Genomic DNA, 23443 nt, shown 5'->3' on the forward strand with positions numbered 1-23443 from the left:
TCTAGCGTCGCGGCAATGCTTGCCAAGGAGACGACCATGACCGATTTCGACACCCGCCTTGCCGATCTGGGGCTGAGCCTGCCCGACGCCCCCGCCCCCGCCGCCAACTATGTGCCCTTCGTACAGAGCGGCGCGATGCTTTATGTCTCGGGCCAGATCTGCCAGGACGAGAATGGCCTGATCCTTGGCAAGCTCGGCGCCGATCTGGACACCGCCGCAGGCGCCAAGGCCGCCGAACGCTGCGCGCTGTCGCTGCTGGCGCAGGTGCGCGCGGCCTGTGGCGGCGATCTGTCCAAGCTGAAGCGGGTGGTGAAGCTGACCGGCTTCGTCAACTCCACGCCCGACTTCACCGAACAGCCCAAGGTGGTCAACGGCGCCTCGGATCTGATGGTGGCCCTGCTCGGCGATGCCGGACGCCATGCCCGTTCCGCCGTCTCTGCCGCGTCGCTGCCTCTGGGTGTCGCGGTCGAGATCGAAGGCATCTTTGAGCTGAGCTGATGCCCGCCCTGCCCCCGGCCTTTCTGGACCGCCCCATCGCGCACCGTGCCCTGCACGACCGCGCCTTGGGGCGGCCCGAAAATTCCCGCGCCGCCATCACCGCCGCCATCGCGGCAGGCTACGGGATCGAGATGGATCTGCAGCTGTCTTCGGATGGCTGCGCCATGGTGTTCCACGACGATCTGCTGGACCGGCTGACCGGGGCCAGCGGCCCGCTGCGCCAGCGGCGGGCGGCGGATCTGGCGGCGCTGCGCCTGCGCGACAGCGACGAAGGCATTCCCACGCTGGCCGAGGTGCTGGATCTGGTGGCGGGCCGCGTGCCGCTGCTGATCGAGGTCAAGGATCAGGATGGCGGCATGGGCGCCAATGTCGGCACGCTGGAACGCGCCGCCGTCGCCGATCTGGCCGGTTACCGGGGGCCGGTCGCGCTGATGTCCTTCAACCCGCATTCGGTGGCGGCGCTGGCCGAGCTGGCGCCCGACCTGCCGCGCGGGCTGACCACGGATGGCTATGAGGCCGAGGGCTGGCCGACGCTCTCTGCCAGCCGCCGCGCCGAACTGCGCGAGATCCCCGATTACGACCGCACCGGCGCCTCGTTCATCAGCCATCACTGGCGCGATCTGGCACGGCCCCGCGTGGCCGAACTGGCAGAGGCCGGGGCAGAGGTGCTGTGCTGGACCATCCGCAGCCCCGAAGCCGAGGCCGAGGCGCGACAGATTGCCCGCAACATCACCTTCGAGGGATACCTCGCGTGAGTGTGGCTTGAACCCCGGGGGCAACGGTCCAGATACTGGCCCGCAGGGGACAGGACAGATGACCAAGCCAATGGAACAGGACAGCATTTCCGTAACCGTGCTGCACGGGCTGGACCAGATCGCCGAAGCCGACTGGGACGCCTGCGCCTGCCCCGAGACGGCGGAGGGCGGCGCGCCCTTCAGCCCCTTCACCACATGGCGGTTCCTGCGCGCGCTGGAAGTGTCGGGATCGGTCGGGCCGGGCACCGGCTGGGAACCGCATCCGATGGTGGCGGAAAAGGACGGGCAGGTGATCGCGGTCTGCCCGCTTTATGCCAAGGGCCACAGTCAGGGCGAATACATCTTCGACCACAGCTTCGCGCAGGCCTACGATCAGGCGGGCGGCAGCTATTACCCGAAGCTGCAGATCGCCGCCCCCTTCACCCCGGCCACCGGGCGCCGCTTCCTGACCCGCCCCGGATTCGAGGCCGAGGGCATGTCGGCGCTGGTGCAGGCGGCGGTGCAGCTGACGGCGGAAAACGGGCTGTCATCCCTGCACGCGACCTTCTGCACCGAAGCCGAGGCGATTGCCGGGGAAAGCATGGGGCTGCAGCGCCGCGTCACCCAGCAGTTCCACTGGTTCAACGACGGCTATGCGGATTTTGACGCCTTCCTTGCGGCGCTGTCCTCGCGCAAGCGCAAGGCGATCCGCAAGGAACGCCAGCGCGCGCAGGCCTTTGGCGGCAGCATCCACATGCTGACCGGTGACGCGATCGAACCGCGCCACTGGGAGGCGTTCTGGCGGTTCTATCAGGACACCGGCAGCCGCAAATGGGGCCGCCCCTATCTGACCCGGGCGTTTTTCGACGAGGTGCACCGCACCATGCGCAACGACGTGGCGCTGGTCATGTGCGAACGCGACGGGCGGCTGGTGGCGGGGGCGCTGAACTTCATCGGGCGCGACACGCTTTATGGCCGCTACTGGGGCTGCACCGAAGATCACCCGTGCCTGCATTTCGAAGCCTGCTATTATCAGGCCATCGATTACGCCATCCAGCACGGTCTGGCCCGTGTCGAGGCGGGGGCGCAGGGCGAACACAAGCTGGCGCGCGGATACCTGCCCAGCGAGACCCATTCGCTGCACTGGTTTCCCGACAAGGGCTTTTCCCGCGCCGTGGCACACTATCTTGAAGCAGAGCTGCGGGCCGTCAACGAAGAGGTGGAAATCCTGACCGCCTACGGCCCCTTCCGCAAGACGACCGACCGCGAGGAAACGGAATGACCGAGAAACTGTCCGACACCGGGCGCGACACCATGCTTGCGCCGCTTTATGCCACCGGCTGGACGCTGTGCGAGGGCGAAGATGCGATCTGCAAGACCTATGAATTTGCCGATTTCATCGAAGCGTTTTCATGGATGACCCGCGCCGCCTTCTGGGCGGAGAAGTGGAACCACCACCCCGACTGGCGCAATGTCTACAAGACCGTGGAGGTCAAGCTGACCACCCATGACGTCGGCGGGCTCAGCTCGCTCGACGCCAAGCTGGCGCGCAAGCTCGACGCGCTCTGACGAAAAAGGGCCGGGCGCAATGCCCGGCCCTGTCGCTTACATCGCGGCGAGCAGCGATTCGCCTGCGGACACCTCGCAGGTGCCGGGGCTTTCCTCGGCATGAACCAGCGTCACCTTGCCGTCTTCGACCAGCATCGCATACCGCTTGGACCGTGCGTAAAGCCCGGCGGGCGGTGCCGTGAACTCCATGCCGATGGCGGTGGTGAAGCTGCTGTCGGGATCGCCCAGCATGGTCAGACCGGCCTCGGTGGCGCCGGTCGCCTCGCCCCATGCTTTCATCACGAAGGGATCGTTGACCGACAGGCAGATGATTTCATCCACGCCCTTCTCGTCAAACCCGGCCTTGGTGCGGATGAAGCTCGGGACATGCGCCGAGGAACAGGTGGGGGTATAGGCGCCGGGCACGGCAAAGATCACGACCTTGCGTCCCTTGACCAGATCGCCAAGCGCCACCTGTTCGGGGCCGGATGCGCCAAGTTTCACCAGCGAAACATCGGGCAGCGTATCACCTGCGGCTAGGGCCATGCGGGTCTCTCCATCAATTGCGTTTCCGTGCGTCGGGGATATAGGCTGCGCGCGATCTTGGCAAAAGTTATCGGGGGCAGGCATGGGCGATATCGTGGTGATCGGGGCGGGGCAGGCAGCGGCCTCGCTGGTGGCACGGCTGCGGGGCAAGGGCCACGAGGGCGCGATCACCGTGATCGGCGCGGAGTCAGAGCCACCCTATCAGCGCCCGCCGCTGTCCAAGGCCTATCTGCTGGGCGAGATGGACAAGGACCGGCTGTTCCTGCGCCCGCGCAGCTTTTACGACGACCAGCGCATCACCCTGCTGCTGGGGGAGCCTGCCGTTTCCGTGGACACCACCGCGCGCCATGTGATCGCGGCAGGGCGCGAGATTGCCTATGACGATCTGGTGTTCTGCACCGGATCCACGCCCCGCACCCTGCCCGAGGCCATCGGCGGCAGGCTGGAGGGGGTCTGCGTGGTGCGCGGCATCGCCGATGTGGACGCGATGCGGCCCCGCTTCACCCCCGGCGCGCGGGTGCTGATCGTGGGCGGCGGCTATATCGGGCTGGAGGCGGCGGCGGTCGCGGCCAAGCTGGGGCTGAAGGTGACGCTGGTGGAAATGGCCGACCGCATCCTGCAGCGCGTCGCCGCCCCGCAGACATCGGACTGGTTCCGCGCCCTGCATGTCGCGCATGGTGTCGATTTGCGCGAAGGCGTGGGGCTGGGCCGCCTGACCGGCAGCGACGGCCGCGTGACGGCGGCGGATCTGACCGATGGCAGCACCCTGCCGGTTGATTTCGTGATCGTGGGCGTGGGCATCCTGCCGGAAACCGCGCTGGCCGAAGCCTCTGGCATTGCCATCGAAAACGGCATCCGCACCGACGAGATGGGCCGCACCTCCGCCCCGAACGTCTGGGCAGCGGGCGACTGCGCGTCTTTCCCGCATGAGGGGCGGCAGATGCGGCTGGAAAGTGTGGGCAATGCCATCGATCAGGCCGAGGCGGTGGCCGACAACCTGATGGGGGCCGCAGCCCCTTATGTGCCCAAACCGTGGTTCTGGTCCGACCAGTATGACGTGAAGCTGCAGATCGCCGGGCTCAACACCGGTTACGATCAGGTGGTGGTGCGCGCGGGCGGCGATGGCCCGGTGTCGCACTGGTATTACCGCGCGGGCCAGCTGATCGCGCTGGACGCGATGAACGATCCCCGCGCCTTCATGGTGGGCAAGCGGCTGATCGAGGCGGGCAAGAGCGCCGATCCGGTGGTGGTGGGCGATGCGGGCGCCGACCTCAAGGCGCTGCTGCGCGCGTGAGGATCATCGCCGGAGACTGGCGCGGCCGCGCGCTGAGCGCCGTGGGCAAGGGCGATCCGGGCGCGCATCTGCGCCCCACCACCGACCGCGTGCGCGAAAGCCTGTTCAACATGCTGGGCGGCGGGCGGTTTGGCGCGCCGTTTGACGGGGCGCGGGTGCTGGATCTGTTTGCAGGCACCGGCGCGCTGGGGCTGGAGGCGCTGTCGCGCGGCGCGGACCATGCCACCTTTGTCGATGATGGCCGGGTGGCGCAGCGGCTTCTGCGCGACAATATCCGCCTGCTGGGCTGTGCCGACCGGGCCGTGGTGCTGGGCACCTCCGCCCTGCGCCTGCCCGCCGCACCGGCGCCCGCCACGCTGGTCTTTCTGGATCCGCCCTATGACAAGGGTTTCGGCGCCCGCGCGCTCGCGGCGGCGCAGGCGGGCGGCTGGCTTGCCCCCGAGGCGCTGATCGTCTGGGAGGAACGGCTGCCGCAGGACGCGCCGGAGGGGTTTGCCCTGCTCGACAGCCGCCGCTATGGCGACAGCACGGTGACCCTGCTGCGCGCGCCCTGACCGGGCGGTTTTGCTGGCAATCCGGGGCTGGGGCAGTATTCTTTCATTCAAAGCCGTGAATGGGAGGATACCATGACCATCTTCAGACCGAACCGCCGCCAGATGCTCGCCATGGCCGCCAGTGCCCCGGCGCTGAGCCTGCCCGTGGCCGCCCGCGCCGATCTGGGCGGACCCGCCACCGGCAACCCTGCGCATTTCTCCTTCACGCTGGGCGAGGCGAAGCTGACGGTGATTTCGGATGGCGCGCTGGTGCTGCCCGCCAGCGGGCTGGGGGTCAATGCCGACCCCGAGGAGGTGAAGGCCTTTCTCGAAAGCTACTTCCAGTCGCCCGAGACACATTATTCCCACACCAACCACCTGCTGATCGAGACGGGCGAGGCGAAGGTGCTGGTCGATGTCGGATCCGGCAACCGCTTTCTGGATACGGCGGGGCGGCTGATGGCCAATCTGGAGGCGGCGGGGGTGGATCCCGCCAGCATCACCCATGTGGTCATCACCCATGCCCATCCCGACCATGTCTGGGGCATCCGCGACGATTTCGACGAGGCGATCCTGCCCGACGCGCAGTATTTCATCGGCCGGGCCGAGCATGAATTCTGGATGCAGGACGGGCTTGCCACCACCGTGCCCGCAGAAATGCAGCAGTTCGTGGTGGGCGCGCAGAATTCGCTGCAGGTCGAGGGCGCCGACTGGACGCTGCTGGACGACGGGCAGGAGGTGGCGCCGGGCGTGCGGGTCATCGCCTCTCCGGGGCATACGCCGGGCCACATGTCGGTGGTGGTGGAGTCCGGCGGCCAGCAGCTGATCGCGCTGGGGGATGTGATGACGCATATCCACACCAATTTTGTCCATCCCGACTGGTTCAACGGCTTCGACATGGACGGCGCGCAGACCGTGGCGACCCGCCGCCGGATCCTCGACATGGCCGCCACCGACCGCATCGCGGTGCTGGGCTATCACTTCCCCTTCCCCGGCGTCGGCCATGTCCGGCGCGAGGGCGAAGCCTACAGCTTTGTGCCCGCGCTCTGGCAGTGGGGCTGAGCTTGGGGCGCAGGGGGGCATGCCCTCTGCGCCACAGCCCGCCCGGGGCACCCGCACAGACCCTTGTCCCGCCGCGCTGCCGTTCCTATAACCGCGGCAACCTGCCGGGAGCCCGTCCATGCGTTTCGACCAGCGCCACCTTCTGGGCATCGAGCCCCTCCGTGCCGACGAGATCACCACGCTTCTCGATCTGGCGGATCAGTATGTCACCCTGTCGCGGCGGCGGGAGAAACATTCCAGCCTGCTGTCGGGGCTGACCCAGATCAACATGTTCTTCGAAAACTCCACCCGCACCCAGTCCAGTTTCGAACTGGCGGGCAAGCGGCTGGGGGCCGACGTGATGAACATGTCGATGCAGGCCAGCTCCATCAAGAAGGGCGAGACGCTGATCGACACGGCACTGACCCTGAACGCCATGCATCCTGATCTGCTGGTGGTGCGGCATCCGCAGTCGGGCGCCGTGGATCTGCTGGCGCAGAAAGTGCATTGCGCCGTCATCAACGCGGGCGACGGGCGGCACGAACACCCGACGCAGGCGCTGCTGGACGCGCTGACCATCCGCCGCGCCAAGGGACGGCTGCACCGGCTGAATATCGCCATCTGCGGCGACATCGCCCATAGCCGCGTCGCCCGGTCCAACCTGCTGCTGCTGCACAAGATGGAAAACCGCATCCGTCTGGTCGGCCCCGCCACGCTGATGCCCGCAGGCATCGACGCCTTCGGGGTCGAGGTCTATGACAACATGGAAGAGGGCCTGCGCGACGTCGACGTGGTGATGATGCTGCGTCTGCAGAAGGAACGGATGGACGGCGGCTTCATCCCGTCCGAGCGCGAATATTACCACCGCTGGGGGCTGGATGCCGAAAAGCTGGCCCATGCCAAGCCCGATGCCATCGTGATGCATCCCGGCCCGATGAACCGCGGCGTGGAGATCGACGGCACCATCGCCGATGACATCAACCGCTCGGTCATTCAGGAACAGGTGGAAATGGGCGTGGCGGTGCGCATGGCGGCGATGGATCTGCTGGCGCGCAACCTGCGGGCCCGCCCGACGGAGCTGTCGGCATGACCCGGATGCAGATCAACGGATCGGAAACCGGCGTGGTCCGGGTGTTCCATCTGGATCTGCCCCCCGAAGCCGTGGAACGGTTCACCACCGAAGCGGGCACCGGCGAATGGCCGCTGCGCTACGCGCTTGGCGCGCGCCACCTGCGGCCCGCCTTTGTCGATGTGGTGGCGATCCGCGATCTGGGCGACATGCCGCTCTCTGCCTATCTGGCGCAGGCCCATGCCGTGAAGGGCGAGGAGGCGCGGCAGATGCGGCCTCGGCTGGACGCGCTTGCCGGCCATGTGGTGATCCTGCCCAGTCAGGCCTTCGACCACGAGGCGCAGGATCTGACCATCGCCGCCCCGCTGCGCTGGATCGCCACCTTCGCCGAAGAAGCCGCCCGCCCGCGCGGCCCCGCGCTGCGCAGCGCCTCTGCCTTGGGCAGCACGTCGGGCGCCCCCGGTGCCGCCGCGCCGCGCAGCCGGGTGCTGCTGCTGGTTCTGGCGGGTCTGGCCGCGCTTGTGCTGGCCGGGCTTTACGTCGTTCTGGCGCGCTGACCATGATCCGCCCTGCCTCCCAACCGTCCGGAGCCCCGCGATGACCCGAACCCTGCTGACCCATGCCCGCCTGATCGACCCCGAGGCAGGCACGGTCGCCCCCGGCGCGCTGCTGCTGGAGGGCGGGGTGATCCGCGCCGTGCTGGCCGATCCCGCCGGGACCGAGGCGCGCGACGGCGCCGAGGTGACCGACTGCCGCAACGCCTTTCTGGCGCCCGGCATCGTGGATCTGGGCGTGAAGGTCGGCGAGCCGGGCGAGCGCCACAAGGAAAGCTTCAAGACCGCCGGGCTGGCCGCTGCGGCGGGCGGGGTGACCACCATCGTCACCCGCCCCGACACCAGCCCCGCCATCGACACGCCCGAGGTGCTGGAATTCATCCGGCGCCGCGCCAACGAGGTGGCGCCGGTGCGGGTGCTGCCGATGGCCGCGCTGACCAAGGGCCGCGAAGGCCGCGAGATGACCGAGCTGGGCTTCCTGCTGGATGCGGGGGCCGTGGGCTTTACCGACTGCGATCATGTGGTCACCGACACCAAGGTGCTGTCGCGCGCGCTGACCTATGCCCGGTCGCTGGGGGCGCTGGTGATGTGCCATCCGCAGGATCCGGGCCTGTCTGCCGGGGCTTCGGCCAGTTCGGGCAAGTTCGCCTCGCTGCGCGGCCTGCCTGCGGTCAGCCCGATGGCGGAACGCATGGGGCTCGACCGGGATCTTGCGCTGGTCGAGATGACCGGCGTGCGCTACCACGCCGACCAGATCACCACCTCCCGCGCCCTGCCCGCGCTGGAACGGGCCAAGCGCAACGGCTTTGACGTGACGGCGGGCACCTCCATGCACCATCTGACGCTGAACGAGATGGACGTGGCCGATTACCGCACCTTCTTCAAGGTCAAGCCGCCGCTGCGCTCCGAAGACGACCGGCAGGCGGTGATCGAGGCCGTGCGCAGCGGGCTGATCGACGTGATCGGCAGCTTCCACACCCCGCAGGACGAGGAATCCAAACGCCTGCCCTTCGAGGCCGCCGCCGCAGGCGCCGTCGGGCTGGAAACGATGCTGCCGGTGCTGCTGCGGCTTTACCATTCCGGCGAACTGGATCTGCCGACGCTGTTCCGCGCCCTGTCGCTGAACCCGGCAAAACGGCTGGGCCTGCCCTGCGGGCGGCTGGCGGCGGGCGCCCCCGCCGATCTGGTGCTGTTCGACGCCGACAAGCCTTTCATCCTCGACCGGTTCAAGCTGCAGTCCAAGTCCAAGAACACCCCGTTCGATGGCGCGCGGCTGCAGGGCAAGGTTCTGCAGACCCTTGTCGCGGGCCGGTCCGTTTACCGGAGTGCCTGAGATGTTGCCCGAAATCGTCACCTCCGCCCCCATGCTGGCCGTCTGGGCCGTGCTGGGCTATCTTCTGGGCTCCATCCCGTTCGGGGTGGTGCTGACGCAGGCGCTGAATCTGGGCGACCTGCGCAAGATCGGATCCGGCAATATCGGCGCCACCAACGTGCTGCGCACCGGCAACAAGGCGGCGGCGGCGGCGACCCTGATCCTTGACGGGGCCAAGGGCGCCGTGGCGGTGCTGCTGGCGCGCTGGCTGGCGGCAGAGGATGCGGCGCAGCTGGCGGGCTTCACCGCCTTTCTGGGCCACTGCTTTCCGGTCTGGCTGCGCTTTCACGGCGGCAAGGGCGTCGCCACCTTCCTTGGCCTGATGCTGGCGCTTTACTGGCCGGTGGGGCTGGTCAGCTGCGCCACATGGCTTGCCGCCGCCGCTTTGTCGCGCATTTCCTCGGTGGGCGCGCTGGTGGCGGCGCTGCTCTCCACCGCGTGGATGCTGCTGTTCGGCCGGATCGAGATGACGGCGCTGTGCCTTGCGCTGACGCTGCTGATCTTCTGGCGGCACCGCGCCAATCTGGACCGGCTCCGTGCGGGCACGGAGCCGAAGATCGGCAAGAAGACCTAAAGCTTGCCGGACAGGTGCAGGTCCAGATCCTCCAGCCGGTCCTGCCCCCAGAACGGCGTGCCGTCGGCGGTGATGTAGAAGGGCGCGCCGAACACGCCGCGCGACACCGCTTCTTCAAGGTTGGCGGCATAGGTTTCCGCCCCGGCCAGCAGGCCGCGATCGGCCAGCGCCGGATCGAATCCCGCCCGGTCCAGACAGTCGCGGATCACGTCATCCTCGGCCACGTTACGCTCTTCGGCCCAGCAGGCGCGCAGGATGTTCTGCACCAGCGCCCCCACATCGCCGCCGCCCGCGTTCTGCGCCGCGATCACCGCATAGGCCGAAGGTGCCGGGTTGGTCGGCCAGTGCGCGGGCTTCACGTTGATCGGCAACCCCAGCTTTTTCGCCTGCCGCGCCAGATCGATCAGCCGGTAGGCCTGACGGCTGGGATGGCGGTCCTTGGGGGGCAGCCCGCCGGTGCGCGGGAACAGCGACATGGCATCCAGCGGCTTGTAGGTCACCGTGGCCCCGTGCCGGGCGGCGATCTGCTCCAGCCGGTTTCCCGCCAGATAGGTGTAGGGCGAGGTGGTGGCAAAAAAGTAGTCGATTTGTGCCATGGTCTTCGATCCTTCCGGCATGAGCTTTGCCCCACGCTATCCGCGTGTTAAGGGCACCGCAACGTCACGAATCTGTCATTCGCACTGCCGGAGCGTCCTCCCCCATGCCCACCGTCATCGAACCCAAGCTCATCGCGGGTAATGCTAACCGTCCCCTGGCCCAAGCCATCGCCCGCCGCATGTCGCTTTATCGCGGCATGTCGGTCGGTCTGGTCGATGCCCGGGTCGAACGCTTCAACGATCAGGAGATCTTTGTCGAGGTTTACGAAAACGTCCGCGGCGAGGACATGTACATCCTCCAGCCGACCTCGAACCCGGCCAATGACAACCTGATGGAACTGCTCATCATGGCCGATGCGCTGCGCCGGTCCTCGGCCTCGCGCATCACCGCCGTGATCCCTTATTTCGGCTATGCCCGTCAGGACCGCCGCACCAAGGCGCGCACGCCGATCACCGCCAAGCTGGTGGCAAACATGATCCACGAGGCAGGGATCGAACGGGTGCTGACCATGGATCTGCACGCCGCGCAGATTCAGGGCTTCTTCGACATCCCGGTGGACAACCTTTACGCCTCGCCGATTTTCGCGCTGGATATCCTCAAGCAGTTCAAGGGCCACGAGGACGAGGTGATGGTGGTGTCGCCCGATGTGGGCGGCGTGGCCCGCGCCCGCGAACTGGCCAAGCGCATCAACGCGCCGCTGGCCATCGTCGACAAGCGCCGCGAAAAGGCTGGCGAGATCGCCGAAATGACCCTGATCGGCGAAGTCACCGGCAAGCGCTGCATCATCGTGGATGACATCTGCGACACCGCCGGCACGCTGTGCAAGGCCGCCGAGGTGCTGATGGATCACGGCGCGACCGAGGTGCATGCCTATATCACCCATGGCGTGCTGTCCGGCCCGGCGGTGGAGCGGGTGAGGAATTCGGTGATGAAATCGCTGGTCATCACCGACAGCATCGCCGCCACCGAGGATGTGGCGACCGCGGGCAATATCCGCGTGCTGCCCACCGCGCCGATCTTTGCGCAGGCGATCCTGAACATCTGGAACGGCACCTCGGTGTCGTCGCTGTTCGAGGCGGATGTGCTGGGCCCGATCTACGAAGGCATTCTCTGATCCTGCGCCGGGGCGCCGCACGGCGCCCCGCCTGCCCCCTCTAGACCTGCCAGTCGTCCTCGCTGCCGATCTCTCCGATGGCGAGCCATGTCATCCGCGCCCGCGCCACGCGCGTGTCCGACCATGTGCGGAAGACCAGATCGAAGCCCTGTTCGGTGACATTCTCCGCCAGCAGATCGGCACGCAGATTGGCGCCGTGATCCACATCCCAGAGCGAGACTGCCACCTGCACCACCGGCGGCTGGCGGTAGGGTTCGGAAAAGCTGACGGGCTTGCGCCGTTCCCTTGGCCCGGATCCGGTCCACATGTCGCCGCCGGTGGCAAAATCGGAAAACAGATCCTCGGTGCCCTGATCGATGCCGATCACGCTGGCCCTTATCCTGCGCATGCGGCCTCTCCCCCCGTGTCGCGTCGCGCGGCATCTTCGGCAAAGCCCGCGCAAAAGGAAACCGCCGAATCCGCGCCCCCCGCAAGAGAAAACCGCCGCGGCATCACCGCGACGGCCCGTCCTGCGCCTGCCGGGGGGACAAGGCTCAGGCCGGTTCCAGATGACCCTCCGGCACGGCGGCGCCGGTCATGTAGGCCACGGCATCGGACATGCTATGCGCCTTGGGGTCAATGACACAGAGCCGCTTGCCCAGCCGGTGAATGTGGATGCGGTCCGCCACCTCGAACACATGCGGCATGTTGTGCGAGATCAGGATGATCGGGATGCCCCGCGACCGCACCGACTGGATCAGCTCCAGCACGCGGCGGCTTTCCTTGACCCCCAGTGCTGCGGTGGGTTCGTCAAGGATCACCACGCGCGACCCGAAGGCCGCCGCCCGCGCCACCGCCACCCCCTGACGCTGGCCCCCGGACAGGGTTTCCACCGTCTGGTTGATGTTCTGAATGGTCATCAGCCCCAGTTCGGCCAGCTTTTCGCGGGAAAACTCCTCCATCCGCTTGCGGTCAAGCTTGCGGAACACCTTGCCCATCACGCCGGGCATCCGCAGTTCGCGGCCCATGAACATGTTGTCGGCGATGGACAGCGCGGGCGACATGGCCAGCGTCTGATACACCGTCTCGATGCCCTGCGCCCGTGCATCGTTGGGCGAGGTGAAGGCGACGGGCTTGCCATCCAGCAGGATTTCGCCGCCATCCGGGATCACCGCGCCGGACAGCGCCTTGATCAGCGTCGACTTGCCCGCGCCATTGTCCCCGATCACGGCCAGAATTTCGCCCGGACGCAGGTCGAAATCGCAATGGTCAAGCGCGGTCACCTTGCCGTAGCGCTTGACCAGCCCGCGGGCTTCAAGAACCGGAGTCGTCATGCCGTCACCTTTCTGATCCACTGGTCCACGGTCACGGCGGCGATGATCAGCACGCCGATCAGCAGATAGGTCCATTGCGGGTCCGCACCGGCCATGCGCAGGCCCAGTTCGAACACGCCCACGATCAGCGCGCCGAAAAACGCCCCCACGATCGACCCGCGCCCGCCAAAGAGCGAGATGCCCCCGATCACCACGGCGGTGATGGCCTGAATGTTGCCGATGACGCCGGTGGTGGCCGAGGGAGAGACGGAGCCGAAGCGCCCGATCATCACCCAGCCCGCCAGCCCGCAGATGAAACCCACGACCATATAAACCGACATCAGCGTCTTGTGACGGTCGACCCCGGCCAGCTGCGCGGCTTCGGGATCGTCGCCCACGGCATAGACATGGCGGCCCCATGCGGTCGACCGCAGCACATAGGCCAGCACCAGCACCACCAGCAGCATCAGCACCACGCCCAGCGTGAACACCGCCCCGCCAAGGGTGAACTTGGTGCCAAGGAACTGCAGGAAGGGCGCGCTGGTCTCGATGTCCTGAGCGCGGATGGTCTCGTTCGCGGAATAGAGGTAATTCACCGCCAGCACGATCTGCCACATGCCCAGCGTCACGATGAAGGGCGGCAGGCGCAGGCGGCTGACCAGCCAGCCATTGGCCGCCCCGATGGCGGTGCCGCAGGCAAGGCCGATGGGCACAGCCAGACCGGCGGGCACGCCATAGCGGAAGCTGACCTGCCCCATGATGACCGAACACAGCACCGCGATGGCCCCCACCGACAGGTCGATGCCTGCGGTCAGGATGATCAGCGCCTGCGCGGCGGCCAGCACCCCCACGATCTGCACCTGCTGCAGGATCAGCGTCAGCGCGAAGGGCGAAAAGAATTTCGACCCCAGCACAAGGCCGAAGATGATGCAGGCCGCCAGCAGCACGATCAGCGGCACCAGCGCGGGCGTGCTGTGCAGCGCGTCGTGGAAGCGGGACCAGACGCTCTTCTTGCCCCGGTCGAATTCGGCAAATTTTTCGGCGTTGCGCGTGCGCACAACGTCTTCGTATCTGTCAGAGCTGGCCATGTGGCGCCTCCCCCCTATCGGGCATGCGCCCTGAACGCAGGGCACATGCGGTCCGTCTGTTCAGGATTGCCAGAACGGCCCGCCCCGGCAGGGGCGGGCCAGAGCGGGGATCACCCCCAGCAGAGTTTCTGGCCTTCTTCGACCGAAATCGACTCCACGCCGTCCACCGGCTCGTCGGTCACCAGCGTCACGCCGGTGTCGAAGAAGTTCTTGCCCTCGGTCGCTTCGGGCTTGGTGCCGTCCTTGGCGAAGGCGGCGATCGCCTCGATGCCCTTGGAGGCCATCAGCAGCGGATACTGCTGCGAGGTGGCGCCGATCACGCCATCGGCCACGTTCTGCACACCCGGGCAGCCGCCATCCACCGACACGATCAGCACGTCATTTTCGCGCCCGATCGCCTTCAGCGCCTCATAGGCGCCCGCGGCGGCGGGTTCGTTGATGGTGTAGACCACGTTGATCATCGGATCGCTGGCCAGAAGGTTCTCCATCGCCTTGCGGCCACCCTCTTCGTTGCCCTGGGTCACGTCATGGCCCACCACGCGCGGATCGGTCTCGTCGCCCCAGCGGTTGGGATCGCCCAGATCGATGCCGAAGCCCTGCAGGAAGCCCTGATCGCGCAGCACGCCCACGGTGGGCTGGCTGACATCCAGATCCAGCATGGCGATCTTGGCATCCGCCGCGGCATCGCCCAGCTTGGCCAGCGTCCATTTGCCGATCAGCTCCCCGGCAAGGAAGTTGTCGGTGGCAAAGGTCATGTCGGCGGCGTCGATGGGATCAAGCGGCGTGTCCAGCGCGATGACAAGAATGCCCGCGTCGCGCGCCTGCTGCACGACCGGCACGATGGCCGAGGTGCTGGACGCGGTGATCAGGATGCCCTTGGCGCCGTTGGCGATGCAGGTTTCAATCGCGGCCACCTGCGTTTCGTTGTCGCCATCGACCTTGCCGGCATAGCTGTTCAGCGTGATGCCCAGCTCCTTGGCCTTGGCTTCGGCGCCTTCGCGCATCTTCACGAAGAACGGGTTGGTGTCCGTCTTGGTGATGATGCAGGCCGACACGTCCTGCGCGGCGGCGGCGCCTGCGGTGGCGGCAAGCGCAATTGCACTGATGGAAAGCAGTTTCTTCATGGTATCCTCCCGATGGTCGGGCAGCGGGCCGGGCCGCGCTACCCTCTCTCCGTCCTCCAACGGATCGCTGCCTAGATAGGCCTGATTCCCGGCTTCGGTCAATAAATAAATCCACTTGATTTATTAACCCACCGCCGTAGGGTCCGGCTCAGGGAGGACCGGAGAGATGGATGCAGGAGAGATCCGCAAGCTGAGCGACGGTGCGAACCAGTCGGGCGTGCGGGCCCATAACGAACGGCTGATCCTGTCGGTGATCCAGCGCCATGGCGAGATGCCGGGCAGCGACATCGCCAAGCTGACCGGACTGTCGGCACAGACCGTGTCCAACATCCTGCGCAAGCTGGAGGCCGAGCAGTTCGTGCTGCGCCGTGCGCCGAAACGCGGGCGGGTGGGCAAACCTTCGGTGCCGATGACGCTGAACCCCGATGGCGCGCTGTCCTTCGGGCTGAAGATCGGGCGGCGCTCGGCGGATCTGGTGGTGATGAACCTCGCAGGCGAAGTGCTGGGCGCCAGCCAGACCACCTTCCGCTATCCCATGCCGGGCGAGGTGTTCGGCTATCTGGCCGATGGCATGGCCGATCTGGCCCGCGATCTTGATCCGGGCCAGCGGGACCGGCTCTGCGGCATCGGCATCGCCGCGCCCTCCGAGATCTGGGCATGGACCGAGGTGCTGGGCGCGCCGGAGGATTTCACCGTCTGGCGCGAGATCGACGTGGCGCAGGAAGTGGCGCGGATCAGCCCGCTGCCGCTGTTTACCGAAAACGACGCCACCGCCGCCTGCCGCGCCGAACATGTGTTTGGCCGGGGCCGGGAATATGTGGATTACGCCTATTTCTTCATTGGATCCTTCATCGGCGGCGGTGTCGTGCTGAATTCCAGCGTGGTGGTGGGCGGCAAAAAGAACGCGGGCGCCTTCGGCTCGCTGCGGGTCTGCCAGCCGGGGGGCGAGGTGCCGCTGCTGGATGCTGCCTCGCTTTATCTGCTGGAATCGGCCCTGACCGGGACCGGACGCGACACCACGGCGCTGTGGCAGATGCCGCAGGTCTGGCACGGGTTCGAACCGGAGCTGAGCGGGTGGATCGCCACCACGGGCCGGGCGCTGGCCCATGCCACGCGCAGCATCGGATCGGTGATGGATTTCGAGGCGATCCTGATCGACGGCGCCTTTCCCGCTGACGTGCGGCACCGGCTGGTCGATGCCACACGCACCGAGCTTTCGCGGCTCGACACGCGGGGCCTGCTGCCGCCCCGCCCCGAGGCCGCGCAGGTGGGCGGCAATGCCCGGGCGCTGGGGGCGGCCTGCGCCCCGATCTGGGCGCAGTATTTCTTTCAGTGACCGTTTTCAGGGGCGGCGCGGCTCCGCCCCGAGGCGGGCCAGCGCCAGCGCCTCGGCGCGCTGCAGGCGGGCCAGCGCCGCGTCCGGGCTTTCGCCGCGCGCCCGCGCCGCCTGCCAGATCCGGCGGCAGGAGGCGGGCGACCATGGCAGCGCCGCTTGGGTCAGCCAGCGGCGCAGCACCGGCGGCAGGCTGTCGAAGGCGCGCATCGGATCCTCGGCCCGGCGGCGGCGCGGCAGGGCCACCTGCCCCAGATTGCCGCCACGCATCACGCCGCCGCCGCCTCTGCCCGGCGCCAGACCGGGAAGGGATCGGCGCCACCCGGCGTCACCTCGGCGCAGAGGGCGGCGTCCAGCGCGGCGGACAGGTCCGGCCAGTTGATGCCGCTGCCGATGAACACCAGTTCCTGCCGCCGGTCCCCCCATGGCTCCTGCCAGTGGCGGGCCAGATAGTCGCGGGCGCCGTCATGGCCGGGCCAGCGGTCGCGCGGCACGGCGGCCCACCATGTGCCCAGCGGGGCGACGCTGGACAGCGCCCCCGCCAGCGAAAACTCCGCCACCCAGTCGGGGCGGGTGGCGATCCAGAAATGCCCCTTGGCCCGGATCACCCCCGGCAGCGGTCCGTTCAGCAGATCATGGACCTTCTGCGGGTCAAACGGCCTGCGCGCGCGGAAAACATGCGAGGTGACGCCATATTCCTCGGTTTCGGGCACGTGATCGGCAAAGCCATACAGTTCCTTGGCCCACATCGGATGGCTGTGCGCCCTGTCGAAATCGAAAAGCCCGGTATCCAGCACCGCCGCCACCGGCACATCGGCGCGGTCCACCTCAAGAATGCGGGCATCGGCGTTGAGACTGCGCAGGATCAGCCGCGCCGCCTCGGTCCGCTCCGGTCCGGCATCGCTGACCTTGTTGAGCACAAGGACATCGGCGAATTCGATCTGGTCGGTCAGCAGATGCACCAGCGTGCGGTCATCGCCCGCTCCCATCGTCTCGCCCCGGTCGCGCAGCAGGTCATGCCCCGAGAAATCGCGCAGCAGGTTCACCGCATCCACCACCGTCACCATGGTGTCGAGCCGCGCCACATCCGACAGGCTCTGCCCCTCTGCGTCGCGGAAGTCAAAGGTGGCGGCGACCGGCAGCGGTTCGGAAATGCCGGTGGATTCGATCAGCAGCGTGTCAAAACGGCCCGCCTCGGCCAGTCGGCGCACCTCGGTCAGCAGGTCGTCGCGCAGGGTGCAGCAGATGCAGCCATTGGACATTTCCACCAGCGTTTCCTCGGTCCGGCTCAGATCGGTTTCCGCGCGCACCAGATCGGCGTCGATGTTGACCTCCGACATGTCGTTGACGATGACCGCCACGCGCCGCCCGTCGCGGTTGTTCAGAAGGCGGTTGAGCAGCGTGGTCTTGCCGGCCCCCAGAAAGCCGGACAGCACGGTGACGGGAAGGCGGGGATCGGTCTGCATCGGGCAGGCTCCTGTGGCGGATGTGGCGGATCAGGGGCCGGAGTCGTCCGGCGCCCATGTAGTTACGTTATAACGTAACGATTCGCAAACCGCAAAACCGGGGCCTAGCGCGCTTCCGCCGCAGGCAGCCGCAGCCGCGCGCAGAGCCCGCCTTCGGGCGCTTCTTCCAGCGTCAGGGTGCCGCCGTAAAGCGCCACGCGATCCGCCACGATGGCCAGCCCCAGCCCGTGACCCGGCGCCCCCTCGTCCAGCCGCGCGCCGCGCGCCAGCAGGCGCTGCCGGTCCTCTGCCGGGATGCCGGGGCCATCGTCGCAGACCTCGAACACCAGCGCGCCCGCCTCGGCAAAGGCGCACATCCGCACCGTCAGCGCCGCCCATTTCACCGCGTTTTCGGCCAGATTTCCCAGCATTTCGGCCAGATCCTCGGCATCGCCGCGAAACTCCGGGGCGCCCTCCACCTCCAGCCGCAGGGCAATGTCGCGGCGCAGCGCCTCGGGGCGCAGCACCTGCACCAGATCCTCCAGCACCGGGGCCACCGGCGTGGCCACATGCGCCGCCTGCCCCGCCCCCACCGCGCGGGCGCGTTTGAGATGCCAGCGCAGCGTCCGGTCCATGCGGTCGAGCAGGGCGCGGTCCGCAGGCGTGGCGCGGTTGGCCAGCACCGCCAGCGGCGTCTTCAGCGCATGGGCCAGATCCCCGGCATGGGCACGGGCGCGCGCCACGGCCTCAGCATTGACCACCAGCAGCCGGTCCAGTTCCGCCGCCAGCGGCTGCAGTTCCACGGCGCGCGGCGGCGGCAGGCGGTCACGGCGGCCCGCCCGCACCTCGGCCACCCCGGCGGCAAAGCGCGCCAGATCGGTCAGCCCCAGCCGCACAGCCAGCCCCTGCGCCAGCAGCAGCAGCGCCCCCAGCACGGCAAGCGAGGCACCCAGCGGGCGGCGGATGGCGGCCAGTTCGGCCTGCCGGTCAGCTTCGGGCAGGGTGACGGTCACGGTCAGGTCGCGGCTGTCGCCGGGGGCGGTGAAGCGGTCAAGATGGGTCATCAGCGCCGCGCCATCGGGACCGGTCGCTGCCGAGCCGCCCGTCCCCAGATCGCCGGTGACCAGCCCCGGCGCGCGGGCCAGCACCTCGGTTCCGTCGGTCACCTGCCAGTACCAGCCCGAGAGCGGCGTCTCGAACCGGGCATCGGGCGGGGGGGCGGCCACGGTGAACTGCCCCGCCGCGTCCCATTCGGCAAAGGCCATGATCCCGCGCGCATCCGCCGCAAGCTCCGCCGCCAGCCTGCGGGTCACGAAGCCCTCAAGCAGCGCCGACAGGGTCAGATAGGCGGCGGCCAGCGCCACCAGCGTCAGCGCCCCGGTCCAGAGCAGCAGCCGCCCCCGGATCGACCGGGGAGTCATCCGGCAGGTGCCACCGGATCGGCGGGCAGCAGCCGGTAGCCCTCGCCGCGCCGGGTTTCGATGCGTCCGTCGCCCACCTTCTTGCGCAGGCGTCCGATCACCACCTCCAGCGAGCGGAAATCGCGGTCCGAGTCGCGGTCATACATATGTTCGGACAGCTCCGTGCGGCTGATGACCCGGCCCTTGTGCAGCATCAGAAACCGCAGCAGCCGCGCCTCGAACGCGGTAAGCTTCAGCGGCATTCCGTCGAGCGAGGCCAGCCCCGTGGCGGTGTCGAACCCCAGCGCCCCTGCGGTCAGTTCGGCGGTGGCATGGCCTGCGGCGCGGCGGATCAGCGTGGTGATGCGCAGCACCACCTCCTCCATCCTGAAGGGTTTCAGCACATAGTCATCGGCCCCGGCCCGGAACCCCGCCACCTTGTCGGCCCATTCGTCGCGCGCGGTCAGGATCAGCACCGGAAAGCCCAAGCCCGCGCCGCGCCAGCGCCGCAGCACCTCGATCCCGTCGAGCTTCGGCAGGCCCAGATCCAGCACGGCAGCGGCACAGGTTTCGGTGGAGCCCAGAAACTCGCCCTCCTCGCCGTCATGGGCAAGTTCCGGCGTGTAGCCCGCAGCCTCCAGCGCGCTGGCGATCTGGGCGGCCAGATCGCGGTCATCCTCCACAACCAGCACTCTCATGGGCGTTCGCCGGGCAGGATGCGCGCTTCGGCCTGTCCCACGCCCTCGACCTCGAGGAAGCGGCAGCCGGGTCCGGTCAGGTGGATGCGCAGCACGTTGCCCGCAGGCGTGCGCCAACGCAGTTCCTGCACCAGCCCGTGGTCGCGGTCGCGCAGCGCCAGCGCCTCCCCCCGGTAGCGTTGCGCGGCGCAGGCCAGCGCCGCCTCGGGGCCGATGGGCTGCGCATGGCGCGGCGGATCGGCCAGCGCCAGCGCGGGCAGCCCGCAGAGACAGATCAGAAGAAGGTGTCGCATCGGGGCACTCTAGCGCAAAAAAGCTCAACAGATCCCAAACGGGACCGTTTCGGATGGGTTCGGGGGGGCCGTGTCAGAAAGGGCGCATCAACAACACGAATCATATCAAGGAGATCACGATGAAACATGGTTTTTCCGCTCTCGCCCTGACCGCCCTTCTGGCAGGCCCCGTCGCCGCGCAGGACAGCACCCTGTCCGGCACCGTGGCCGAAGTGTTCGACCGCCAGATCGTGCTGGCCGCCCCTGAAGGCCGGATGCTGGTCACCCTGCCCGACGACGCCACCGTTCCCGAGGCGGGCGCCCGCGTCAACCTGACCGGCACGGCGGAGGGGCGCAGCTTTACCGCCAGCAGCCTGTCGCTGGCCCCCGCCGAGGCCCCGGCCCCCGCGCCGGCACCGCAGGCACAGGCGCAGGCCGGAGAGCTGCCGCAGCCGCTGCGGGATCTGGGCCTGACCGAGGTCATGACCCGCATGGAGGATCACAAGGACGACCGCGAGCTGCATTTGCACGCCCGCCTGCCCGAAGGCGGCTGGCTGCGCGCCAAGACCGAACGCGGGCAGCTGACCGATGTGGAAACCGACAGCGGCGCCCTGCCGGAGGCGCTGCTGGCCGCGCTGCTGCCCGAGGCGGCGCGCAATGCCCCCGCCATGGCCGAACTCACCCGGCTGGAAAAGATCGACCTCGACGAGGATGATGGCGAGATCGAGGTGGAAGGCCGCGCCAGCGACGGCACCCGTCTTGAACTGACCTTCGCCCGCGATGGCCGCCTGATGGAACTGGACCGGGAGCGGGACGACAAGCGCCGGTCGATGACCGAAGCCGAGGCACGCGAGACCCTGGGCGCGCTTGGCTATAGTGAGGTGGGCTTCGTCAAGCGCGGCGGCCGCCATGTGGATGCCGTGGCGCAGTCCCCCGATGGCGACTGGGTCGAGGTGCGGCTGGACGATCGGGGCCGTCTGGACCGCGAACGGCTCTGGGACCGCTGAGGGTCTGTCCGGCCCCGCGGGTTGGCGGGGCCGGATCCCTTACAGCCGCTGCTGCAGCTCGTGGCGCAGCGCGTCATAGCTGCGCGCGGCGGGGCTGCTGGCGGCAAAGGTGGCCACGGGTGCGCGATGCACCCCCATCTTTTCCACATCGGTGGAAAACGGCACCGCGATGTCCAGCAGCCGCTTGGGATAGTCCTGCCGCATCCGCGCGATGGTTTCGGCATGAAGCTTCTTGGTGCCCTGCACCATCGAGAAGAAGCCGAGGATCTTTTTCTTCGACAGCTTCGTTTCGGCAAAGAACTCCAGCAGCTGCTCGAAACTGCGTTCCGACAGCGTGGTGGGGATCACCGGCACAAGGATCGCATCGGCGCTGGCAAAGACGTTTTCCGACAGGGTCGACAGGTTCGGCGGGCAGTCGAGCAGCACGATGTCATAGTCGGATGCCACGCTTTTCAGCGCCTTGTGCAGCCGCGAGCGGCTGTTTTTCATCCGCGACAGGAACACGTCGAAATCGCGGAAGGTCAGGTTCGACGGCAGGATGTCGAGGTTTTCGTAATCGCTGCCCCGGATCGAGTCGGTGAACCGCTTCACATCGGTGAAGAAGCGCTCGTCGGTCAGTTTCTTCGACGGCTTCACCCGGAAATAGAACCCCGAGGCGCCCTGCGGATCCAGATCGCACAGCAGCACGCGCAGCCCGGACTGCGCCAGCCCATGGGCAAGATTGACCGAGGACGCGGTCTTGCCCACGCCACCCTTGTTCGAATAGCTGGCAACGATCTTCATGCCGTCCCCTCCTCTGGCTTGAATATCCTGCGGAAGCCCGCCTGCGTGTCCGGCCCGTCAAACGCCGCGAAAGAGCTGGTGATGCGGGCCCTCTCTTCCATCTGGCGCTGATGCAGCACGGTGACAAGGGCACCAAGGCTGGTGGCGATGGCCACGCCATCGGAGCCCGGATCGCGCGCCAGATCCTCGGCCACCCGGCCCAGCGCCGCCTGCTGCACGGAGTAGTCGTTGAAATTGCCCAGATTGTCCTGCAGCCGCTTCAGCGCCTTGACCAGACGCGGCACTTCGGGATCGTCAAAGAGCGGCGTGAAGAATTCGATGAGATAGCGCAGTTTCTTGCAGGCGATGCGCAGCTCGTGCACCTCGGTGTCGGGGGTCGCGTCGTCGATGCCCCGGGCGATCTTGTTGACCTTGCGGTAGCGTTTCCAGATCAGCGTCTTGGCATAGTCCAGCGCGGGGCGCTCGGCCTCGGGGCCCTTGGCCAGCCGCTTCGGTTTTTCAAAGAGCCGGGCCAGACCGTGAAGTTCGGCGCGATAGGCGTCGCTGTCCATCCATGCGGTCAGCACCTTCAGTTCGGCCTGACGCTCGGCGGCCAGCCGGTCAAAGAGTTTGCCCAGCCCCGGGCGCATCGCCTCGGGCACCAGCGACAGGTATTTGTCGCGCTCGATCAGGTAGACATCCAGATCGCGCAGCCGTCCGGTATGGGCCATGACCGCGCCGAACCGCGCCTTGAGTTCGGTGGTGCGCTCTGCGCTGTAGACGCCCTTGAACAGCGACACGACCGACCGCACCCGGCGCAGCGCCACGCGGTAATCATGCAGGAATTCGCTGTCCAGATCGGCCAGCACCCCCGGCTCCTGCTGCCGCGCCACGGCAAGCTGGCTGCGGATGATGTCGCCCGCCGCGCGAAAGGCGGTTTCGTCCGGCGCCATGAGGACAGGGGCAGAGGCCCCGGTGCCGCGCAGCGCCTGAGCAGCGCCGCGCGCATCGTGGATGTCTTCGACCACGGGGGCCAGCGCAGCCTCCAGCCGGGCCAGCGTCGGCGCGTAGCCGCGCAGCGCCGCCATCTCCAGCAGGCTGACCGTGCCGCCGCAGATCGGCGCGAACACCCAGAGCGTGCCGCGCAGATGGGTCTTGTCCAGATCGTCCACGCCCCGCACCGCCTGCCGGGTCAGATGGCCTTCGGCCACGCGCATCAGCGTGCGCAGCGGCGAGACGAGACGGCGCAGCCGTTCGGTCACCGGCCCCTGCGGCAGATCCGACACGAAACCGGGGGCGGCACGTTCCTGCCGCAGCAGGCCCTGCGGCTCCAGCAGGACCAGCGCGTCTCCGGCGGCCACCAGCAGCGCGCCCTTGGCCGCCACCTGCCCGTCGAAGGTGTCGAGAAGATCGAATTCCATCTCCTCGGCGGCGGGCTCCAGAAGGATGCGGCCCTTGCCCAGATCCAGCCCGTCCAGCCGTTCGGGCAGCTCCGCTCCGTCAAAAACGGTCATCCGCTCGGATCCTGTCATGTCAGACCTCGTGGGG

The 23443-nt window shown here is 67.9% G+C and carries 27 protein-coding genes; 14 read left to right on the forward strand and 13 right to left on the reverse strand.

The genetic code is table 11. The features are described from left to right. The first annotated feature begins 36 nt into the window (after positions 1-36). The 4 genes from BLR51_RS01115 (at position 37) to BLR51_RS01130 (ending at position 2801) form a co-directional block, all read left to right on the forward strand. Positions 37-498, forward strand: a complete 462-nt coding sequence (locus tag BLR51_RS01115) for a RidA family protein (protein ID WP_089842441.1) — start codon at positions 37-39, stop codon at positions 496-498. Next, positions 498-1253 carry a glycerophosphodiester phosphodiesterase family protein gene (locus BLR51_RS01120; RefSeq protein ID WP_089842444.1) on the forward strand — a complete coding sequence of 252 codons (756 nt, stop codon included), beginning with the start codon at positions 498-500 and terminating at the stop codon, positions 1251-1253. Before BLR51_RS01115 ends, BLR51_RS01120 begins: the two co-directional genes overlap by 1 nt. 70 nt (positions 1254-1323) lie before the next feature. Beyond that, positions 1324-2514, forward strand: a complete 1191-nt coding sequence (locus BLR51_RS01125) for a GNAT family N-acetyltransferase (protein ID WP_089842447.1) — start codon at positions 1324-1326, stop codon at positions 2512-2514. Next, on the forward strand, positions 2511-2801 hold the full coding sequence (locus tag BLR51_RS01130; RefSeq protein WP_089842450.1) for a 4a-hydroxytetrahydrobiopterin dehydratase: 291 nt from the start codon (positions 2511-2513) through the stop codon (positions 2799-2801). The genes BLR51_RS01125 and BLR51_RS01130 overlap by 4 nt, the downstream gene beginning before the upstream one ends. A gap of 36 nt (positions 2802-2837) precedes the next feature. On the opposite strand, the gene BLR51_RS01135 is transcribed toward BLR51_RS01130, so the two are convergent. Continuing rightward, the gene (locus BLR51_RS01135; protein WP_089842454.1) at positions 2838-3326 is read right to left on the reverse strand and encodes a peroxiredoxin; all 489 of its coding nucleotides are present in this window, start codon (positions 3324-3326) and stop codon (positions 2838-2840) included. A gap of 82 nt (positions 3327-3408) precedes the next feature. Here BLR51_RS01135 and BLR51_RS01140 point away from each other — a divergent pair, with 82 nt between their 5' ends. The 7 genes from BLR51_RS01140 to plsY all read left to right on the forward strand — a co-directional run bounded on the left by BLR51_RS01140 (position 3409) and on the right by plsY (position 9763). After that, positions 3409-4620 carry an NAD(P)/FAD-dependent oxidoreductase gene (locus tag BLR51_RS01140; RefSeq protein ID WP_089842457.1) on the forward strand — a complete coding sequence of 404 codons (1212 nt, stop codon included), beginning with the start codon at positions 3409-3411 and terminating at the stop codon, positions 4618-4620. Next, a complete protein-coding gene (gene rsmD, locus BLR51_RS01145; RefSeq protein WP_089842460.1) occupies positions 4617-5174 on the forward strand; it encodes a 16S rRNA (guanine(966)-N(2))-methyltransferase RsmD in 558 nt (185 codons plus the stop codon). Before BLR51_RS01140 ends, rsmD begins: the two co-directional genes overlap by 4 nt. A gap of 72 nt (positions 5175-5246) precedes the next feature. Further along, on the forward strand, positions 5247-6215 hold the full coding sequence (locus BLR51_RS01150; RefSeq protein ID WP_089842463.1) for an MBL fold metallo-hydrolase: 969 nt from the start codon (positions 5247-5249) through the stop codon (positions 6213-6215). Between the two features lie 118 nt (positions 6216-6333). After that, positions 6334-7284 carry an aspartate carbamoyltransferase catalytic subunit gene (locus BLR51_RS01155; protein ID WP_089842466.1) on the forward strand — a complete coding sequence of 317 codons (951 nt, stop codon included), beginning with the start codon at positions 6334-6336 and terminating at the stop codon, positions 7282-7284. Beyond that, positions 7281-7820 (forward strand): aspartate carbamoyltransferase catalytic subunit, encoded by a 540-nt coding sequence (locus BLR51_RS01160; protein WP_089842469.1) that lies wholly within the window; start codon positions 7281-7283, stop codon positions 7818-7820. The genes BLR51_RS01155 and BLR51_RS01160 overlap by 4 nt, the downstream gene beginning before the upstream one ends. Positions 7821-7860: 40 nt before the next feature. Then, positions 7861-9150, forward strand: a complete 1290-nt coding sequence (pyrC, locus tag BLR51_RS01165) for a dihydroorotase (RefSeq protein WP_089842473.1) — start codon at positions 7861-7863, stop codon at positions 9148-9150. Position 9151: 1 nt separating this feature from the next. Then, the gene (gene plsY, locus BLR51_RS01170) at positions 9152-9763 is read left to right on the forward strand and encodes a glycerol-3-phosphate 1-O-acyltransferase PlsY (RefSeq protein WP_089842476.1); all 612 of its coding nucleotides are present in this window, start codon (positions 9152-9154) and stop codon (positions 9761-9763) included. Here the strand turns inward: plsY and BLR51_RS01175 are convergent. Then, the gene (locus tag BLR51_RS01175; protein WP_089842479.1) at positions 9760-10359 is read right to left on the reverse strand and encodes a 2-hydroxychromene-2-carboxylate isomerase; all 600 of its coding nucleotides are present in this window, start codon (positions 10357-10359) and stop codon (positions 9760-9762) included. The genes plsY and BLR51_RS01175 overlap by 4 nt on opposite strands. 104 nt (positions 10360-10463) lie before the next feature. On the opposite strand from BLR51_RS01175, the gene BLR51_RS01180 reads away from it, so the two are divergent. Beyond that, positions 10464-11474, forward strand: coding sequence for a ribose-phosphate pyrophosphokinase (locus BLR51_RS01180; RefSeq protein WP_089842482.1), 1011 nt, complete (start codon positions 10464-10466; stop codon positions 11472-11474). 40 nt (positions 11475-11514) lie between these two features. Here BLR51_RS01180 and BLR51_RS01185 read toward each other — a convergent pair whose 3' ends face one another. The 4 genes from BLR51_RS01185 to BLR51_RS01200 form a co-directional block, all read right to left on the reverse strand. Beyond that, complete coding sequence (locus BLR51_RS01185; protein WP_089842485.1) at positions 11515-11862, reverse strand: H-type lectin domain-containing protein; 348 nt, start codon at positions 11860-11862, stop codon at positions 11515-11517. Between the two features lie 145 nt (positions 11863-12007). Continuing rightward, the gene (locus BLR51_RS01190) at positions 12008-12787 is read right to left on the reverse strand and encodes an ATP-binding cassette domain-containing protein (RefSeq protein WP_089842489.1); all 780 of its coding nucleotides are present in this window, start codon (positions 12785-12787) and stop codon (positions 12008-12010) included. Next, on the reverse strand, positions 12784-13854 hold the full coding sequence (locus BLR51_RS01195; RefSeq protein ID WP_089842492.1) for an ABC transporter permease: 1071 nt from the start codon (positions 13852-13854) through the stop codon (positions 12784-12786). Before BLR51_RS01195 ends, BLR51_RS01190 begins: the two co-directional genes overlap by 4 nt. 110 nt (positions 13855-13964) lie before the next feature. Continuing rightward, entirely contained in the window at positions 13965-14978 is a 1014-nt protein-coding gene (locus BLR51_RS01200) for a sugar ABC transporter substrate-binding protein (RefSeq protein ID WP_089842496.1), read from the reverse strand. 166 nt (positions 14979-15144) lie between these two features. Here BLR51_RS01200 and BLR51_RS01205 point away from each other — a divergent pair, with 166 nt between their 5' ends. After that, positions 15145-16314, forward strand: coding sequence for an ROK family transcriptional regulator (locus BLR51_RS01205; RefSeq protein ID WP_089842499.1), 1170 nt, complete (start codon positions 15145-15147; stop codon positions 16312-16314). Between the two features lie 6 nt (positions 16315-16320). Here the strand turns inward: BLR51_RS01205 and BLR51_RS01210 are convergent, their stop codons facing one another. The 5 genes from BLR51_RS01210 to BLR51_RS01230 all read right to left on the reverse strand — a co-directional run bounded on the left by BLR51_RS01210 (position 16321) and on the right by BLR51_RS01230 (position 20147). Next, positions 16321-16581: a DUF6525 family protein gene (locus BLR51_RS01210; protein ID WP_089842502.1), complete on the reverse strand. Its 261-nt coding sequence runs from the start codon at positions 16579-16581 to the stop codon at positions 16321-16323. Further along, a complete protein-coding gene (locus tag BLR51_RS01215) occupies positions 16581-17777 on the reverse strand; it encodes a GTP-binding protein (RefSeq protein WP_089842504.1) in 1197 nt (398 codons plus the stop codon). The genes BLR51_RS01210 and BLR51_RS01215 overlap by 1 nt, the downstream gene beginning before the upstream one ends. A gap of 104 nt (positions 17778-17881) precedes the next feature. Beyond that, complete coding sequence (locus BLR51_RS01220; protein WP_089842508.1) at positions 17882-19177, reverse strand: sensor histidine kinase; 1296 nt, start codon at positions 19175-19177, stop codon at positions 17882-17884. Beyond that, positions 19174-19854, reverse strand: a complete 681-nt coding sequence (locus BLR51_RS01225; protein WP_089842513.1) for a response regulator transcription factor — start codon at positions 19852-19854, stop codon at positions 19174-19176. Before BLR51_RS01225 ends, BLR51_RS01220 begins: the two co-directional genes overlap by 4 nt. Then, the gene (locus BLR51_RS01230; RefSeq protein ID WP_089842516.1) at positions 19851-20147 is read right to left on the reverse strand and encodes a Cys/Met metabolism pyridoxal-phosphate-dependent enzyme; all 297 of its coding nucleotides are present in this window, start codon (positions 20145-20147) and stop codon (positions 19851-19853) included. The genes BLR51_RS01225 and BLR51_RS01230 overlap by 4 nt, the downstream gene beginning before the upstream one ends. Positions 20148-20266: 119 nt before the next feature. Between BLR51_RS01230 and BLR51_RS01235 the strand changes: the two genes are divergently transcribed. After that, complete coding sequence (locus tag BLR51_RS01235; RefSeq protein ID WP_089842968.1) at positions 20267-21133, forward strand: hypothetical protein; 867 nt, start codon at positions 20267-20269, stop codon at positions 21131-21133. A 39-nt stretch (positions 21134-21172) separates the two neighbouring features. On the opposite strand, the gene BLR51_RS01240 is transcribed toward BLR51_RS01235, so the two are convergent. Both BLR51_RS01240 and BLR51_RS01245 read right to left on the reverse strand, forming a co-directional pair. Continuing rightward, positions 21173-21916 (reverse strand): ParA family protein, encoded by a 744-nt coding sequence (locus BLR51_RS01240; protein ID WP_089842520.1) that lies wholly within the window; start codon positions 21914-21916, stop codon positions 21173-21175. Continuing rightward, positions 21913-23409, reverse strand: a complete 1497-nt coding sequence (locus BLR51_RS01245) for a CHAD domain-containing protein (protein WP_089842523.1) — start codon at positions 23407-23409, stop codon at positions 21913-21915. Before BLR51_RS01245 ends, BLR51_RS01240 begins: the two co-directional genes overlap by 4 nt. Positions 23410-23443 lie beyond the last annotated feature (34 nt).

It is taken from the genome of Salipiger marinus, from assembly GCF_900100085.1.
GTDB lineage: Bacteria > Pseudomonadota > Alphaproteobacteria > Rhodobacterales > Rhodobacteraceae > Salipiger > Salipiger marinus.

Bases quoted from the DNA above. Each gene is read 5' to 3' on its own strand.
- BLR51_RS01115 (WP_089842441.1), top strand. From the start codon at position 37: ATGACCGATTTCGACACCCGCCTTGCCGATCTGGGGCTGAGCCTGCCC.
- BLR51_RS01120 (WP_089842444.1), top strand. From the start codon at position 498: ATGCCCGCCCTGCCCCCGGCCTTTCTGGACCGCCCCATCGCGCACCGT.
- BLR51_RS01125 (WP_089842447.1), top strand. From the start codon at position 1,324: ATGGAACAGGACAGCATTTCCGTAACCGTGCTGCACGGGCTGGACCAG.
- BLR51_RS01130 (WP_089842450.1), top strand. From the start codon at position 2,511: ATGACCGAGAAACTGTCCGACACCGGGCGCGACACCATGCTTGCGCCG.
- BLR51_RS01135 (WP_089842454.1), bottom strand. From the start codon at position 3,326: ATGGCCCTAGCCGCAGGTGATACGCTGCCCGATGTTTCGCTGGTGAAA.
- BLR51_RS01140 (WP_089842457.1), top strand. From the start codon at position 3,409: ATGGGCGATATCGTGGTGATCGGGGCGGGGCAGGCAGCGGCCTCGCTG.
- BLR51_RS01150 (WP_089842463.1), top strand. From the start codon at position 5,247: ATGACCATCTTCAGACCGAACCGCCGCCAGATGCTCGCCATGGCCGCC.
- BLR51_RS01155 (WP_089842466.1), top strand. From the start codon at position 6,334: ATGCGTTTCGACCAGCGCCACCTTCTGGGCATCGAGCCCCTCCGTGCC.
- BLR51_RS01160 (WP_089842469.1), top strand. From the start codon at position 7,281: ATGACCCGGATGCAGATCAACGGATCGGAAACCGGCGTGGTCCGGGTG.
- pyrC (WP_089842473.1), top strand. From the start codon at position 7,861: ATGACCCGAACCCTGCTGACCCATGCCCGCCTGATCGACCCCGAGGCA.
- plsY (WP_089842476.1), top strand. From the start codon at position 9,152: ATGTTGCCCGAAATCGTCACCTCCGCCCCCATGCTGGCCGTCTGGGCC.
- BLR51_RS01175 (WP_089842479.1), bottom strand. From the start codon at position 10,359: ATGGCACAAATCGACTACTTTTTTGCCACCACCTCGCCCTACACCTAT.
- BLR51_RS01180 (WP_089842482.1), top strand. From the start codon at position 10,464: ATGCCCACCGTCATCGAACCCAAGCTCATCGCGGGTAATGCTAACCGT.
- BLR51_RS01185 (WP_089842485.1), bottom strand. From the start codon at position 11,862: ATGCGCAGGATAAGGGCCAGCGTGATCGGCATCGATCAGGGCACCGAG.
- BLR51_RS01190 (WP_089842489.1), bottom strand. From the start codon at position 12,787: ATGACGACTCCGGTTCTTGAAGCCCGCGGGCTGGTCAAGCGCTACGGC.
- BLR51_RS01195 (WP_089842492.1), bottom strand. From the start codon at position 13,854: ATGGCCAGCTCTGACAGATACGAAGACGTTGTGCGCACGCGCAACGCC.
- BLR51_RS01200 (WP_089842496.1), bottom strand. From the start codon at position 14,978: ATGAAGAAACTGCTTTCCATCAGTGCAATTGCGCTTGCCGCCACCGCA.
- BLR51_RS01205 (WP_089842499.1), top strand. From the start codon at position 15,145: ATGGATGCAGGAGAGATCCGCAAGCTGAGCGACGGTGCGAACCAGTCG.
- BLR51_RS01210 (WP_089842502.1), bottom strand. From the start codon at position 16,581: ATGCGTGGCGGCAATCTGGGGCAGGTGGCCCTGCCGCGCCGCCGCCGG.
- BLR51_RS01215 (WP_089842504.1), bottom strand. From the start codon at position 17,777: ATGCAGACCGATCCCCGCCTTCCCGTCACCGTGCTGTCCGGCTTTCTG.
- BLR51_RS01220 (WP_089842508.1), bottom strand. From the start codon at position 19,177: ATGACTCCCCGGTCGATCCGGGGGCGGCTGCTGCTCTGGACCGGGGCG.
- BLR51_RS01225 (WP_089842513.1), bottom strand. From the start codon at position 19,854: ATGAGAGTGCTGGTTGTGGAGGATGACCGCGATCTGGCCGCCCAGATC.
- BLR51_RS01230 (WP_089842516.1), bottom strand. From the start codon at position 20,147: ATGCGACACCTTCTTCTGATCTGTCTCTGCGGGCTGCCCGCGCTGGCG.
- BLR51_RS01235 (WP_089842968.1), top strand. From the start codon at position 20,267: ATGAAACATGGTTTTTCCGCTCTCGCCCTGACCGCCCTTCTGGCAGGC.
- BLR51_RS01240 (WP_089842520.1), bottom strand. From the start codon at position 21,916: ATGAAGATCGTTGCCAGCTATTCGAACAAGGGTGGCGTGGGCAAGACC.
- BLR51_RS01245 (WP_089842523.1), bottom strand. From the start codon at position 23,409: ATGACCGTTTTTGACGGAGCGGAGCTGCCCGAACGGCTGGACGGGCTG.